The sequence below is a fragment of the Ureibacillus yapensis genome (genome assembly GCF_003515775.1).
In the GTDB taxonomy this organism is placed as follows: Bacteria; Bacillota; Bacilli; order Bacillales_A; family Planococcaceae; genus Ureibacillus; species Ureibacillus yapensis.
Genome location: NZ_QWEI01000008.1, coordinates 145,488 through 160,834 on the forward strand (window position 1 = coordinate 145,488; position 15,347 = coordinate 160,834).

15 protein-coding genes are annotated in these 15,347 nt (G+C 41.1%); 8 read left to right on the top strand and 7 right to left on the bottom strand.

Annotated elements, in window-relative coordinates; genetic code table 11:
* Positions 1–51 precede the first annotated feature (51 nt).
* From D1B33_RS14125 to nikC, 3 genes are all read left to right on the top strand, one after another.
* Positions 52–1,686 carry an ABC transporter substrate-binding protein gene (locus tag D1B33_RS14125; RefSeq protein ID WP_118877044.1) on the top strand — a complete coding sequence of 545 codons (1,635 nt, stop codon included), beginning with the start codon at positions 52–54 and terminating at the stop codon, positions 1,684–1,686.
* Positions 1,687–1,806: 120 nt separating this feature from the next.
* Positions 1,807–2,811 (top strand): ABC transporter permease, encoded by a 1,005-nt coding sequence (locus D1B33_RS14130; RefSeq protein WP_118877045.1) that lies wholly within the window; start codon positions 1,807–1,809, stop codon positions 2,809–2,811.
* Positions 2,812–2,835: 24 nt separating this feature from the next.
* Positions 2,836–3,729 carry a nickel transporter permease gene (gene nikC / locus D1B33_RS14135; RefSeq protein ID WP_118877069.1) on the top strand — a complete coding sequence of 298 codons (894 nt, stop codon included), beginning with the start codon at positions 2,836–2,838 and terminating at the stop codon, positions 3,727–3,729.
* A gap of 50 nt (positions 3,730–3,779) precedes the next feature.
* Here the strand turns inward: nikC and cysK are convergent, their stop codons facing one another.
* The 4 genes from cysK to D1B33_RS14155 all read right to left on the bottom strand — a co-directional run bounded on the left by cysK (position 3,780) and on the right by D1B33_RS14155 (position 7,563).
* Entirely contained in the window at positions 3,780–4,706 is a 927-nt protein-coding gene (gene cysK, locus D1B33_RS14140) for a cysteine synthase A (protein WP_118877046.1), read from the bottom strand.
* 254 nt (positions 4,707–4,960) lie between these two features.
* Complete coding sequence (locus D1B33_RS14145; protein ID WP_118877047.1) at positions 4,961–5,983, bottom strand: aliphatic sulfonate ABC transporter substrate-binding protein; 1,023 nt, start codon at positions 5,981–5,983, stop codon at positions 4,961–4,963.
* Between the two features lie 10 nt (positions 5,984–5,993).
* Positions 5,994–6,779 (bottom strand): ABC transporter permease, encoded by a 786-nt coding sequence (locus D1B33_RS14150; protein WP_118877048.1) that lies wholly within the window; start codon positions 6,777–6,779, stop codon positions 5,994–5,996.
* Positions 6,712–7,563 carry an ABC transporter ATP-binding protein gene (locus D1B33_RS14155; protein WP_118877049.1) on the bottom strand — a complete coding sequence of 284 codons (852 nt, stop codon included), beginning with the start codon at positions 7,561–7,563 and terminating at the stop codon, positions 6,712–6,714. The genes D1B33_RS14150 and D1B33_RS14155 overlap by 68 nt, the downstream gene beginning before the upstream one ends.
* 134 nt (positions 7,564–7,697) lie before the next feature.
* On the opposite strand from D1B33_RS14155, the gene D1B33_RS14160 reads away from it, so the two are divergent.
* Positions 7,698–8,312 carry a Crp/Fnr family transcriptional regulator gene (locus D1B33_RS14160; RefSeq protein ID WP_158582988.1) on the top strand — a complete coding sequence of 205 codons (615 nt, stop codon included), beginning with the start codon at positions 7,698–7,700 and terminating at the stop codon, positions 8,310–8,312.
* Positions 8,313–8,370: 58 nt separating this feature from the next.
* On the opposite strand, the gene D1B33_RS14165 is transcribed toward D1B33_RS14160, so the two are convergent.
* A complete protein-coding gene (locus tag D1B33_RS14165) occupies positions 8,371–9,459 on the bottom strand; it encodes an FUSC family protein (RefSeq protein WP_118877051.1) in 1,089 nt (362 codons plus the stop codon).
* A gap of 411 nt (positions 9,460–9,870) precedes the next feature.
* Positions 9,871–11,157 (bottom strand): glutamate-1-semialdehyde 2,1-aminomutase, encoded by a 1,287-nt coding sequence (locus D1B33_RS14170; protein WP_118877052.1) that lies wholly within the window; start codon positions 11,155–11,157, stop codon positions 9,871–9,873.
* Between the two features lie 118 nt (positions 11,158–11,275).
* Between D1B33_RS14170 and bcp the strand changes: the two genes are divergently transcribed.
* The 3 genes from bcp (at position 11,276) to perR (ending at position 13,426) form a co-directional block, all read left to right on the top strand.
* Positions 11,276–11,743, top strand: a complete 468-nt coding sequence (bcp, locus tag D1B33_RS14175; protein ID WP_118877053.1) for a thioredoxin-dependent thiol peroxidase — start codon at positions 11,276–11,278, stop codon at positions 11,741–11,743.
* Positions 11,744–11,820: 77 nt separating this feature from the next.
* Positions 11,821–12,768 (top strand): NAD(P)-dependent oxidoreductase, encoded by a 948-nt coding sequence (locus tag D1B33_RS14180; RefSeq protein ID WP_118877054.1) that lies wholly within the window; start codon positions 11,821–11,823, stop codon positions 12,766–12,768.
* A 211-nt stretch (positions 12,769–12,979) separates the two neighbouring features.
* Positions 12,980–13,426, top strand: coding sequence for a peroxide-responsive transcriptional repressor PerR (perR, locus tag D1B33_RS14185; RefSeq protein ID WP_147370416.1), 447 nt, complete (start codon positions 12,980–12,982; stop codon positions 13,424–13,426).
* 105 nt (positions 13,427–13,531) lie between these two features.
* On the opposite strand, the gene D1B33_RS14190 is transcribed toward perR, so the two are convergent.
* Complete coding sequence (locus D1B33_RS14190; protein WP_118877056.1) at positions 13,532–13,882, bottom strand: YgzB family protein; 351 nt, start codon at positions 13,880–13,882, stop codon at positions 13,532–13,534.
* A 227-nt stretch (positions 13,883–14,109) separates the two neighbouring features.
* Between D1B33_RS14190 and D1B33_RS14195 the strand changes: the two genes are divergently transcribed.
* A complete protein-coding gene (locus D1B33_RS14195; protein WP_118877057.1) occupies positions 14,110–15,009 on the top strand; it encodes a nucleotidyltransferase-like protein in 900 nt (299 codons plus the stop codon).
* Positions 15,010–15,347: the final 338 nt, after the last annotated feature.

The following is a 15,347-nucleotide window of genomic DNA, read 5'->3' on the forward strand; positions in this document are numbered from 1 at the left end:
AACGAATACGCAGCAATGACATATAGATTAAGAAACATGGGGAGGATTTCTATGAAGAAAAACAAGCATTGGTTATGGGGAATATTGTTGTTGCTGACTTTTTCCCTGCTATTAGCTGCCTGCAGTGAAGATGAGGGAACAACAGATGAGCCGGCAAAAACAGAGGAACCAACGGATGGAACATCGACAGAGGGAGCGGAAGAAGCAGTTCCGCAAGTGTTGGTGTTTGGCCGTGGAGGCGACTCTGTATCACTTGACCCAGCCATCGTTACGGATGGGGAGTCTTTTAAGGTAACGGAAAATATTTATGAAACGCTGCTGAACTTTGGTGAACAAGATACAACAATCAATCCGGGGTTGGCAAAAGAATGGGAAGTTAGTGAAGATGGGTTAACGTATACGTTTCATTTGCAGGAAGGCGTAAAATTCCATGATGGAACAGACTTCAATGCCGAGGCGGTCGTGAAAAACATTGAACGCTGGAAAGGCGGAGCAGAAGAGCAATACTACTACTTCCATTCCATGTTTAAAGCAGAAGGGGAAGATGTGATTGCAAGCGTCGAGGCTGCTGATGAATATACAGTAGTATTCACCCTATCTCGTCCACAAGCGCCATTCCTGAAAAATATTGCAATGAGCCCATTTGCCATTGCATCGCCAACTGCTTTTGAAGCAGCAGGAGATAAATTCGGGGACAACCCTGTTGGAACGGGACCATTCAGATTTGTTGAATGGAAACGCAACGACTCGATCACGGTTGAAAAGAATGAAGAGTACTGGCAAGAGGGATTGCCGAAGCTGGATACAATCATTTTCCGTGCCATTCCGGATAACTCCGCTCGCTTAAATGCTCTAGTGACAGGTGAAATTGATTTAGCGGATGGCATTAATCCATCTGATGCTGCAACCATTGAAGGAAATGCGGAACTGCAATTAATTGAACGCCCTTCCATGAATATTGGGTATCTGGGTTTAACGAATACTCGTCCGCCATTTGACAATAAATTGGTGCGTCAAGCTGTAAACTATGCGGTTGATAAACAGGCCCTTGTCGATGCATTCTTCCAAGGACGTGCAGAGGTAGCGGTCAATCCGATGCCGTCGACAATCAGCGGATATAACGAAGAAATTACAGGTTATGAATATAATCCAGAAAAAGCAAAAGAATTATTGGCTGAAGCGGGATATGATGGTTCGGAAATTGAACTGTGGGCAATGCCGGTGCCGCGTCCATACATGCCGGATGGCCAAAAAGTGGCTGAAGCCATTCAGAAAAATTTAGCGGATGTCGGCATTCCATCAAAAATCGTGACTTTTGAATGGGCGACTTATTTGGAAAAAGCGAAAAACGGGGAAGCAGATGCATTCCTGCTAGGCTGGACAGGCGATAACGGCGATGCAGATAACTTTATCTATACATTGCTGGATAAAGACACAATCGGAAGCAACAACTATTCCTACTATTCAAATGATGAAGTGCATAAGTTGTTGATTGCAGCTCAATCGGAAATTGATGAAGAAAAACGGAATGAGCTGTACAAACAAGCCCAGGAAATCATTTTCGAGGATGCGCCATGGGTACCGTTAGCACACTCCACGCCATTGCTGGCAGGGAAAAAAGGAGTGGCAAATTACTTGCCGCACCCAACAGGTTCCGAAAGCCTAATCAACGTGTCAATGGAATAGGGTGGAATCAGGGTAGCAAACAAATTTAAAATCTCTAAGCTAGACAGATAGTTTAAATGGGGGGTCACGGTGCCTCCCATTCTTTTTAGTAAGATTCATTAAAATAAAAGAGGTGAAGATATGCTTCGTTACATAGGAAAGCGAATTCTTCAGTTAATCCCAGTGTTGCTAGGAATGACTTTTGTGGTATTTTTGATTATCCGTGCAATCCCGGGGGATCCTGCTCAAGTCATATTAGGGCAGCAAGCGACGGAAGAATCCATTAAAGCATTGAGAGAAAAGCTGGGACTTGACCAGCCATGGTACATTCAATACTTTGATTATTTAAAAGGGTTGTTGACCGGGGATTTGGGGGAGTCGCTGCGTACCAGGCAGCCTATTTCCACGGAAATTTGGCCGTATTTAGCCGCGACGATTGAATTGGCGATTTTCGCAATGATTTTGGCGGTTATTATAGGGATGAATGCGGGAATTATTTCAGCTTGGTTCCAGAATTCCTGGTTTGATTATATTGCGATGGTTATTGCGCTTATTGGTGTATCCATGCCGATTTTTTGGCTGGGTTTGATGGAACAATGGGCGTTCAGCATTGAATTGCATTGGCTGCCGACTTCCGGACGGGAAGAGGTGCGCAATCCCGTTGAAGCAATAACGCATTTCTACTTAATTGATACGCTCATTCAAGGGCGATTGGATCAGTTTTGGATTGCGGTTAAACATTTGATCTTGCCGGGAGTAGCCCTTGCAACCATTCCGATGGCCATTATTGCAAGAATGACGCGGTCATCCATGCTGGAGGTATTGCGCTCGGATTATATTCGTACCGCTAGAGCAAAGGGGCAGAAAATGAGTAAAGTCATTTACAAACATGCACTTAAAAATGCCTTGATTCCGATTATTACGATTATTGGATTGCAAACGGGGCTGCTGCTAGGGGGAGCCATTTTAACGGAAACCATCTTTAGCTGGCCAGGGATAGGGCGCTATATTTATGAAGCAATCGGTTACCGGGATTATACTGTCATCCAATCAGGGATTCTCATAGTCGCTTTTATGTTTGTGATGATTAATCTCTTTGTCGACCTCCTATACTCAGTAATCGATTCAAGAATTAAATATAACTAGAAGGGAGTGGGATTTTTGCGGGAAATGGTTTCGAATTCAGCAGATTTAACCTTGAAAGAAGAAAAAGTAGTTGGACCTTGGAAAGTAGCCTGGCGCACTTTCAGAAAAAGCAAGTCGGCTTTAATCGGCTCAGCGCTTGTCTTGTTTTTTATAGCGCTTGCCATCTTTGGGCCATTCATTGCACCAGAAGGAATAAACGAACAAAAATTGCAAGACCCGACCCTCCGATTGGCCCCCCCTTCTAGCGAGTACTGGTTTGGCACAGACGATTTTGGAAGAGATATTTTCTCGCGGGTGGTTTATGGTGCGAGAATTTCATTGGCAGTCGGGTTCCTATCCGTGATACTTTCCATCGTTGTAGGCAGTTTCTTGGGTGTCATTGCGGGTTATTATGGGCGTTGGCTGGATACGATCATCTCAAGAATCTTTGATATTATGTTGGCCTTTCCGAGCATTTTATTGGCGATTGCCATTGTTTCGATCTTAGGTCCTTCTTTGCAGAATGCGTTGATTGCAATTGCGATTATTAACATTCCGAATTTTGGCCGCTTGATCCGTTCAAAAGTGTTAAGCGTGAAAGAAGAGGAATATATCGTGGCTGCCAAAGCCATTGGCATGAAAGATTCACGCATTTTATATAGACATATTTTGCCGAACTCATTTTCGCCGGTCATTGTGCAAGGCACTTTGGCAATCGCAACGGCCATCATTGAAGCGGCCGCATTAAGCTTTCTGGGATTGGGAGCGGAAGCGCCGCAGCCCGAGTGGGGAAAAATGCTTTCGGACGCGCGGGTGCATTTGATGACGGCACCTTGGACAATGATTTTCCCTGGGGTGGCGATTATGTTAACCGTTCTCGGTTTCAACTTAATGGGAGATGGATTAAGAGATGCATTGGATCCAAAGATGAAAAATTAAAAGAGACGGGCATGTGCTCGTCTCTTTAATCTTAATTGCGTGTTACGCTTCTAATCAACCGGAAATAAATCCGATGATAAATAGCGCTCGCCGGTATCAGGCGCTAAACAAAGTACTTTAGCGGTAGGAGGCAGCTGCTTTGCCAGCTCAACGGCAAAATAGGTTGATGCCGCTCCGGAAGCACCGACCAGTATACCTTCTTCTGCGGCCAATCGTCTTGGGGTTGATTGAGCATCATCATCCTCGATATGAAGAATTTCATCATACACGTCTTGATTTAAAATTTTCGGGATGAAGCCAGGCCCGGTACCAGGAATTTTATGCGGTCCTGGGTTCCCGCCGGCTAAAACAGGAGAGCCTGCCGGTTCAACCACATAGATTTTTAAATTCGGCAGGTGCTTTTTCAATTCCTCGCCGGTACCTGTTACGGTTCCCCCTGTTCCTGCAGTCAACACAAGAACGTCGAGCTCATGATTGAAAGCTTCCAGAATTTCCAATGCCGTTGTTGTTCGATGCGCATCGGCATTGGCTTGGTTATCGAACTGAAGGGGAATAAAGCTATTTGGTATATCAGCCGCAATGCGAACTGCTTCATCGATTGCCCCTTGCATCCGCAAATTAGCCGGAGTTAAATGAACTTCCGCTCCATAAGCCTGCATCAGCTGAACCCGTTCTTTTGTCGCGTTATCAGGCATCGTAATAATACAAGGGTAGCCTTTTACTGCACAAACCATTGCCAGGCCTATGCCCGTATTCCCGGACGTAGGTTCAATTACTGTACTTTTTCCGGGAATAAGTTTTCCCTCTTTTTCCGCCTGAACGATCATGTTCAGTGCAGCGCGGTCTTTTACACTGCCGCCGGGATTAAAAGATTCCAATTTTATAAACACTTCTGCACCTGTTTTATCCGGCAATGCATTTAATTTTACGATTGGAGTATTGCCAACTAATTCTAGAATATTGCTATGGATTCTCATTGGAAAAACACCTTTCTTTTACAATCAAATTCGCCTTGGCGTATTTGTGCCCAGATTTTTTCGAGCTAGCTCGAAAAATTCCTCTGAAAATCTGTGGCATCCGCCGGAGGCTTTAACTTTATTCAGTTAAGTTTGAACCCCTCCAGAAAAATTTACTATTCTTGAATTGTTACTTAATTGGAAGTATGGGCTTTCTACTGAATAAAGTTAAAAAAGCTAAGCCCATTTGTTTTGCTGCTTAGCTTCATTATAACTTATTCGCTTAAAGCTTCCTCTAAATAAGAATAGTTTATTAATCCATCAATATTGTCTGTGTGAATATAACCGGCTTCTTTGGAAACTGTCGCCATTTCCTTTAAAACTTCTTCGTTTACTTCCGTTGTAGGTGCTATACGGTCAAATGCTTTTGTTACTTCTTCTTTTGATAATTCCTTGCCTGTAATTTTCTTGATATGATCCAAGAATAATTGAATGGCTTCTTCTGGATTTTCGTTAATAAAATCAACAGCTTGTACATGTGCTTTTAACGCTTTTGTAGTTAAATCAGGATTTATGGAAGAGAAATCTTTTCTTGCCGCTACAACCGTAGTTGTTGATTCACTGCCCCAACCAAACTGAGTTTCATCCAATAAAAGTTTTCCATTGCCATTCATTTCAATGTTAACGCCCCAAGGTTCCTGCATTGCTGCCGCATCGATTTCGCCCCTTAACATTAATGCAGCAGTATCGGCAGGTGCTTGTTTAATTGTATTCACAGCGCCGCCGCTTAATTTTACTTTTAGGCCGGCATCCTTAAGAGATTTCATTAAGGAAACATCCTGTGTACTGCCGTAAGCTGGAATCACTACCGTTTTGCCGGCTAAATCTTCCACGCTATCAATTCCTGAATCTTTGCCAATGACAAGAACAGCGCCACCACTTACAGCTCCCGCAATAATCTCATGCTGTGGGTTTTTGACGAAAGTGTTGATGGCCGGTGTTGGCCCCACTGTACCGATATCAATCGCATCTGTGGACATAGCCTCCATGAAAGCAGTGCCGTCATTAAAGAATTTTGTAGAAATTTCAATGTCTTCACCGAATTGTTCTTCGAAAAAGCCTTTTTCAAGTGCAACAATTGTGGCAATATGCGTCATATTGGGAAAGTACCCAATGCGTACTTCATTTGCCGCATCGTTCAAAATTTCGGAATCGTTGGTTACCTCGCCGCCGCCACAAGCAGCCAACACTAGGATGACAAGGATTAAAAGAGCCAAAGATAGAAAATTCTTCTTCATTTTTTCACTCCTAAGGTGTTGTTTGAATGCCATATTTCTTTAGTACCATTCGTTCCAGTCTTACAAACACAAAATTATCGATAAAGGAGCCGATTACTCCAATAATGATCATGATACTGAAGATTAAATCCATTGCCTGGATGGAACGGCCCAAGTCAAGCAATGTACCTAGACCTCCGCTGCCGCCAAGCAATTCCCCGGCAAGCACGGAACGCCATGCCAATGCCCATGCCAATCGCAAACCTGCAATTTGCTGAGGGACCGTAGACTTAAAAATAACGGTCCGGAATAAATGGAAACCCGACGATCCCATCGTGCTGGCAACACGAATAAGCAGGGGAGGCACACTTTTGAAAGCCGTACTGGATGTGATGGTAATGGATAGCGCTGCTCCCAAAATAACAATGAAAATAACAGATTCCACACCAAGACCGAACCATAAAATAGCGATCGGCATCCAGACCAGGTTCGGGATTGCTTGTAAGCTTGTTACAAAGAATCCAAGAGTGTCATCGACAATTTTATATTTATAAATGAGGAATCCTAATAACAAGCCAATAATCACGGCGATTACAAAGCCTAGTATTAAACGCCATAAAGAAGTACCTGTTGCCAGAAGCAACTGTCCACTTATAAGTCCATTGACCAATGTTTTTACAACCGTAACGCCACCAGGATCATTAGGAATGATAAACGGCGGCCACATAAATGACGGGAAAACTTCAAATTTAGATATCGCTTCCCATATTGCTATGAGGATCAACACGAAGATGATCCGTCTTAAGAGCGTAGTCACTGCCCAATTCCTCCTTCAGCACTTTTTCCATTTCCTGTTCAAGTTCGGTTAAAATCCGATTTTCCAAATGTATTAAGAGGCTGTCTGAAGAAATTCTAGGACGAGCTGCTTGTACAGGGAAAATATTTTTAATGCCGCCTGGGCGTGTTTTCATTAAAACGATTCGATCCGATAAAACAACTGCTTCACGAATATTGTGAGTGACAAAGATGATGGTTTTGCCGGTTTCCCGCCAAATTTTTTCAAGCTCTTTATGTAGCACCATACGTGTTTGCTCGTCGAGTGCAGCAAACGGTTCGTCCATCAGCAGAATTTCGGGATCCATTACCAACGCTCGAGCAATTGCAACCCGTTGTTTCATGCCGCCTGATAATTCATGTGGCATTGAATTGGCGAATTTCCCAAGATGGACTTTTTGAAGCCAATCCATTGCCCGTTTATTTGCTTCTTCTTTTGGAACTTTTTTAATAAGAAGTCCATACATAACGTTATCCAGTACACTCATCCAAGGAAAAAGCCCCGATTCTTGAAAAACTACAATGCGGTCATTGCCAGGTCCTTTAATAGGACGATCATTTACTAGCAAACTGCCTGAAGACTCTTTTTCCAGGCCTGCAATAATATTCAATAAAGTGGACTTCCCGCAACCGGAAGGACCCAGTAAAGAAACAAATTCGCCTTTTTTGATGGTTAGCGTCACATCATCCAATGCAATGGTAGGAGTATCTTCATTTCTATGAAAGCCTTTGTGAATATTTTTCAGGATAATATGTTCTTCAGCCATTTAATTCCCTCCATCCCAATAAAACATATTAATATACTATGTTTTATTCTATGTTTTGTAAAATAATTTTTCTGTCACCTTTGTTACAAAATATCAGAATAATAGGTATAATTCTAAAAATAGGGGGGATAGCAATGATGATGGATGTCTTAACAAATGCGGAACAGTTTAGCAAAAAGCTTTATTTTAAAAAAAATTCCGCAATCTATCAAACAGGCGATGAAATCGATAATATATATTTTCTGGAACAAGGAATTGTTAAATTGGCTGAGGATGCAGGTGATGGACACCCCGTGACAATTTCGCTGCTTCAAGAAGGCGAGCTTTTTGGCTATCTAGATTACTTTAATAATCGTTTTGAACATACTCAATATTCGGTTGCTCTTACTGATGTTGCTGTAATTGCGTTTCCGCTCGATATAATTCTGAAGCATCTGGAAAATTTAACGGAATTTGAAAGAGCGTTTTTCAAGATGATCGCAAAACAATTGTCGGATGCCCAAAACTTGGTATATGTGCACTCAAAATTATCCGTACCTGAAAGACTGGGGTGGTTTTTAAAAAAGCTAGCTACATCCAGTAATGGCAAAGCTGTTATCAACATACCTCTAACACATGAAGAGATTGCCTATATGGTCGGGTGCAGCCGGCAAAAAGTGACGACGTATCTAAATAAGTGGAAAAAAGAAGGGATTATTGAATATGATCGGGGGTTTATTCAATTAGTAGAGGTAGATCAAATGAATTAAGTAATTTTAGAGCAATAAACAAGGCTTATCGTGCGAGTTTGCCGATAAGCCTTGTTGCCTAATAAAAGTCTTCTTCCAAATCGATGTTTCTTTCTTCGCCGTGATAATTGAGGAACGAAACGATTAATGTGTCAAGGTGCTCCAGGTTTTCCTCATAATCAAGAAGTCTGGAAAAAATATAAAATAGATGGTAGCTTGAAAATTCCTCTTCGCTTTCCCGATCTTGTTCAAAAGCAATCTGTTGAATCAACTGTTCCATGACGTCTGCGTATTTTTCTCCTTCTTTATCAATCCATTTGGAATGTTCCGGTTTCAGCTTTCCTGTAAACTTTAAAATCAATTGCTCATGGAAGGTTAAAAGGAAGTCGAGACGATCTTGGACCATGAATCGGAAATGGTCCGGCAAATTGGTAATTTCATTTTCGTGTTTATGCAATCGGTGTAAAAGTTCCAAGCTTTTCTTGGTTGTAATAATCAGTTGACGATAAATGACAAGCTTACGCGCTTGCATAAATCGCTTTTTCTTTGAATAATGGCGTTCTTCTTTGTAAAAGTCGTACATCTTTTCAACGTCAGCCAAACGATTTTCGAATTTGGTTAATGCTGCTTTTGTTGATGTATGTTCGGATGCTTGCCTTGCAGCGAGTCTTGTCCAGCGGATAATATCATCCTGCAACGAATCAATCATCTTAAAAAGTTTAATTTCATAGCGTGGAGGAATGAACACTAAATTTACAATAAAGGCAGCGAAGACACCGACCATGACCGTTAAAAAACGGACAACGCCGAATTCCAAGAAGCTATCTCCCTGGTATTCCATGATGGCAACTACTGTTACAAGCGCCAAAGACATGGAACTATCCAGTTTGAATTTCCTCACCAAGGCGATTACAATAATCGCTGCAATCCCGATAGCGACAAGATGATGGCCAAATACTAAACCAAACAGAACAGCAACGGTAGCACCGATGATATTGCCTTGAATTTGTTCAATAATGGATAAGTAAGAACGATAAATGGAAGGTTGGATGGCAAAAATGGCTGCAATTCCAGCAAAAACAGGTGAAGGTAATTCAAATATCTGAGCCAGAAAAAGTGCAAAAACAATAGCAACACCTGTTTTTAGAACACGGGCACCTAATTGCATGTAAAAATACGCCCTCTCTTTTTAAGTAATATATTCTACGTAGTAAGATATTCACTCTGTAGAAATTACATAACTTTACCCAATTTTCTAAATGGGGTCAACTGGTTTCTTGAATAAAATTAAAAGGTACGAATTTTGTCAATAATTTGAGGCAATTTATTATAAATGTAGCGCAAGTCCCTGAGCCCCCGGAGTTATTTTTGGGAGGTAAGCAGGGAGGGGCTTGCGCTTTTCTTGATGTCCAGCTCCGAACGCCAGCTCCTCGACAACTTTGGTGCTGCCTAAAAGGGCAAAGAGCGCCCTTTTGTCAGCCAGTTGTTGAGGCTCACACGATGTGAGTCATGTCGGCGTTGCCACAGGACGTGGCGTTTTCGCCGACGCGGAGCTAAGCGGGCGTTCTCCGCTTTTCAATTATAATTGTGAGAATGCGTTGTTTACTGCTTTGATTGTTTCGACGATATCTTCTTCTGTATGTTCCGTTGTGAGGAACCATGCTTCGTATTTGGATGGAGCCAGGTTGATGCCTTGTTCGAGCATTAATTTGAAAAAGCGCCCAAACTTTTCGCCATCCGAGTTTTCTGCTTGTTCGTAGTTTTCCACTTTCTCATCGGTAAAGTAAACAGCCAATGCACCTTTTATTCGGTTAAGTGTGATTGTGACACCTTGTTTTTTTGCTGCTTCTAAAATGCCTTGTTCCAGCATTGCTCCCAGGCGATCCATTTCTTCGTAAACACCAGGTTGCTTTAATACTTCCAGACAGGCGATTCCTGCCAACATAGACGCGGGATTTCCGGCCATCGTTCCTGCTTGATATGCAGGTCCAAGCGGAGCAACGGTTTCCATTATGTCTTTACGGCCACCATACGCACCGATTGGCAGTCCGCCGCCGATGATTTTCCCCATGGCAGTCAAGTCGGGAGTCAAGCCAAGCAAATCCTGTGCAGCGCCATAATGGAAGCGGAAAGCCGTAATCACTTCATCATGGATGGTCAAAACGCCTTTTTCTTTTGCGATTGCATGGACATATTCCAAAAATCCTTTGTTTGGTTGAACTATCCCGAAGTTGCCTACAATCGGTTCGATTAAAATCGCTGCCACTTCATCTCCCCAATGATCCATCGCCAACTGGAATTGTTCTTGATTATTGAAGGGAACCGTAATCACTTCTGTTGCCACTGCTTCAGGAACTCCCGCAGAATCCGGAGAACCAAGAGTGGCAGGACCAGAACCGGCGGCAACAAGTACTTGGTCAAAATGCCCGTGATAACAACCGGCGAATTTAATGATTTTGGTGCGCCCCGTATAAGCTCGTGCTACACGGACAGTTGTCATAACCGCTTCGGTACCTGAATTGGTGAAACGCACTTTATCTAATGAAGGAATTGCTTCCTTTAGCATCTTTGCAAATTTCACTTCATGCTCAGTTGGCGTACCAAATAAAACACCCGTTTCAGCTGCATGAGAAATCGCTTTTGCAATGTGCGGGTGGCCAAATCCTGTAATGATCGGACCGTATGCTGCCAAGTAATCGATATAACGATTGCCGTCTACATCCCAAAAGTATGCACCTTCTCCTTTTGCCATAACGACCGGTGCACCACCGCCTACTGCCTTATAAGAACGTGATGGGCTGTTCACCCCACCAACGATATGTTCCAACGCTTCTGAATAAACTTCTTCCGATTTAGTATGGTTCATTTGAAAAACCCCCTCATATATTACACATCTTATTGTAGACCTAATGCAAAGCGTTTGCCAAAGAATTTGAAAGTAGCCATATTCTTCTGTACGATAAGGAAAAAAGGGAGGAAATTTTATGGAAACCTTAGTAAATAAAAAAGCGCCGGACTTCACATTGAAAAACGAAAAAGAAGAGGACATCACGTTAAGTGATTTTAAAGGGAAAAAGGTCGTATTATATTTCTACCCGAAAGATATGACTCCAGGTTGTACGACAGAAGCTTGTGATTTTCGCGATCAACACGAAAATTTCAAGGAACTTAATGCAGTCATCCTGGGAGTTAGCGGTGACGATTCAAAAAAACATACTAAATTTATTGAAAAGTATGGCTTGCCATTTTCATTGTTGGTGGATGAGGATCATAAAGTGGCCGATGAATATGGTGTATGGGTATTAAAGAAAATGTACGGACGTGAATTTATGGGAATAGAACGCTCCACTTTCTTGATTAACGAGGAAGGAATTGTCGAAAAGGAATGGCGTAAGGTGAAGGTTAAAAACCATATCGAGGAAGTTCTATCCTACTTGAAAAAACAAGAATAATAATTTTTTTGGAAGAAATAGCAAGTGGTTTTCGCTATAATTGATGAAAAACTGATTTTAAAGGCAGGGTAAAGGGAATGAAAGTTTATTTTACATTTGATGCACGGCCTGATTTACAAAAGCAATTAGTCGAACAATTTCCTGAAGTCGAATTTGTTTTTCGCAAAGGAATACATGCAGAGGACTTGGAAACGGCTGAAGTAATTGTAACTTATGGGGAAGATTTGACGGATGCACACATTGAACAGGCATATAATTTAAAATGGATTTTCGTTGCTTCAGCAGGGATTGAGCAAATGCCAAAGCAAGCAATTGCCAACAAAAATATCCTAGTATCCAATGTTCGGGGAATTCATAAAAAACCGATGGCGGAATCCATATTAGCGCACATTTTATCTTTAAAACGTTGTTTGCCATATATCTATAACAACCAACGCAACAAAATTTGGAATAAACGGGGAGGCCGTCCAACCGAATTAAATGGCAGTACAGCCTTGATCATAGGACCGGGTGCAATCGGTGGAGAGATTGGACGACTTCTCCAAGCGTTCGATGTTTATACAATAGGCTGCAATCGAAGCGGCAATCCGGCAGAATATATGAATGAAACGTATCCTCTTGATGAACTAGCCGAACAATTGCCAAAAGCTGATATTGTTATTTCAATTTTGCCAAGCACAGATGAAACGGAGCACCTAATTCAGTACGAACATTTCGAGTTGATGCCAGAGCATGCAATCTTTATGAATTTTGGCCGGGGAAATTTGGTTGCAACAGATGTATTAATTCGTGCACTTGAAGAAAAACTAATTCAACACGCTGTTCTGGATGTGTTCGAAGAAGAACCGCTTCCAGCAGAAAGCAGTCTATGGGATTTGGACAATGTTACGATTTCTCCCCACTGTTCCAGCCATTCATCCCGCTATTTGGAAAGAAGCTTCGAAATTCTTATACCAAGCCTGGAAAAATACTTGCAGGGTGATACGAATCTTGAAAATAAGATGGAGATCTTGCGCGGTTATTGAGAATAAAATCGGCAACTGATAATCCCTGGACAATCTGCTTTCTAAGCATCGCAAATTTTTGATAATAAAAGCATTAACATCTTAAATTTTTGCTTTTTTTCTTCAAGAATTATTAACGGGAAGTACAGATTTGTTGACTATAATAGAGAATTTAGGTACACTAATTATAACAATTATAAATTAAGAATTAATTAGAAAGAGGTGCATGGCGATGTCTGAAAAGCATTTGAAAGATGCCCTGGACACGTTAAAGACAACTGGTGTAAGAATTACTCCGCAACGTCATGCTATTTTGGAATATTTAATTGAATCGATGACACATCCTACTGCCGATGAAATATATAAAGCGCTTGAAGGGAAATTCCCGAACATGAGCGTAGCAACTGTTTACAATAACTTACGTGTATTCCGTGAAGCGGGTTTAGTGAAAGAGTTGACATACGGAGATGCAGCAAGTCGATTTGATTTTGTAACAAATGACCATTATCACATGATTTGTGAATCCTGTGGGAAGATTGTCGATTTCCATTACCCGGGATTGAACGAGGTGGAGCAATTTGCTTCCCATGTAACAGGCTACAAAGTACACTCACACCGTCTGGAAGTGTACGGTACTTGCCAAGATTGCCTAGAAAATGCCGGAAAACAAATTTTATAGTAAACTGGGCCTGGCAACAGTTTGTTGCCGGGTTTTTTTGTGCAAAAAAAGAGCCTGCGGGAAAAGTTTATTTTGTACTTTCCTTGCAAGCTAAAAGCGTTAGACTTAAATTTTTTTCTTATTATAATCCTGGTCAAAATCTTTTCCTTCAAGTGCAGGATCCAATGTTAATGGCTCATTGCAGTACATGCACATATCCACACGACCAAGCACTTTTGTATGGCGATTGCAATTAGGACAAACAACTTGGACAGCTTTTGTCGAAAGCAAACCGATCCATCCATATACTACGGTACTGCCGATAATACATAATAACCCTAGTGTCATAAAAATTAGAACCAATAGTTGATTCTCACGGAAGAAAATGGCCCCATACATTATAACGAACCCGATGAAAATAAGGGATAAAGCGAACGAACGGATTTTATTTATCTTATTTTTATATTTTTTTGCCATATTTTCTTGACCCTCCCAATCTAGATTCTACTATAACATAGAACAATTTTATTTGAGGATAAGAAATTAGACCAAAAAAATTCCCAGTACTCATTTTGTGGTATAAGAAGAGTATCTCACTTTAAGAGATTTGGAATGAAGTAAAAACAGATAAGCAATGCTCGAAAAGAAGGATTCTTTTATTGAATGTCGAAAAAATTATGTAACTGTGATTTAGGAGGATTATTATGGAGCACATTTTGCGCCCGATCTATCAGGAGCGTGCAAGCCAATCGGAAACGTTGGGTGTTATTCTAGCAACTAAACGCGAAGAGACGATGAGTATAACGGATACATTTGATGCCGTGTTGTTGATTGTTGTGGAAAATGCGGAAATACCGATTTATACAAAGCATTATTTACATGAAGATAAAAAAATGGCGATGCATGTTATTACCGAAGAATTATTAAATAAAAGACTTAACATTGGGATAGACAGAAGAATAGTCGATTGGATTTTTTACGGCAAAGTAATGTTTGACCGAAATGAATATCTATCAAACTTGAGGTCAAGGCTGCAAGAATTCCCTTACCTGGGCCGCAAATTAAAAACAGGCATCCAATTTTCAAAATTGATTCGACGTTATTTAGAAGGGAAAGAGTTTTTCAACCGTGGAAACTATTTTGATTCCTATCATCATGTAGTTGATTCCCTTCATCATTTAGCCAGACTCTCCGTTATTGAAAATGGATTATATCCAGAAGTGACAGTATGGTCCCAAGTGAAAAAAATCGAACCATCCATCTATAAGCTTTACGAGGAACTTGTGATGAGCACGGAAACTCTGGACAAACGACTTGAACTGTTATTTTTGGCGATTGAATTTTTGATCGGTTCAAGAACAAATGATGGAGCGCAGCATTTATTGGAAACGATGTTAACGAAAGAGACTTGGACGACGCAGGAACTACATAATCATAAAGAGCTGAAATATTATTCAAAGGACTTGGAAGTATTTGTTGAATACTTAATAGAAAAAGGTTGTATCATAGTAGAACCGCAACTATCTAAAAGTGAGTTGATTTATCATCGCCATTATAAAGTAGATAGGGAGTTTGTCGAATCACAGTATAAGCCTCGGCAATAGGGAAGTATATATAAGAAAGATTCCTATAATCTAGCTTGAAAAATCGGGGGTGTAAAATACACTCCGATTTTTTTTACAAAAAGTGTTGACTTTAATATAGATAACGTTGTATTATTATAAACGTCGCTGAGGCGAACAGATAAAACTGAATCGCAAAGAACTTTGAAAAAAACTTTTTAAAAAGTTGTTGACAGAGTTCGAGTGAGATGTTATTATAGAGAAGTCGCTGAAAAACGACGAAGAAATAATATGAACCTTGAAAACTGAACAACAAAACGTTAATGAATAAAGTTTCTTCCATTATAAGAAACAAAAAATTGGACATCAAAATTGATGCC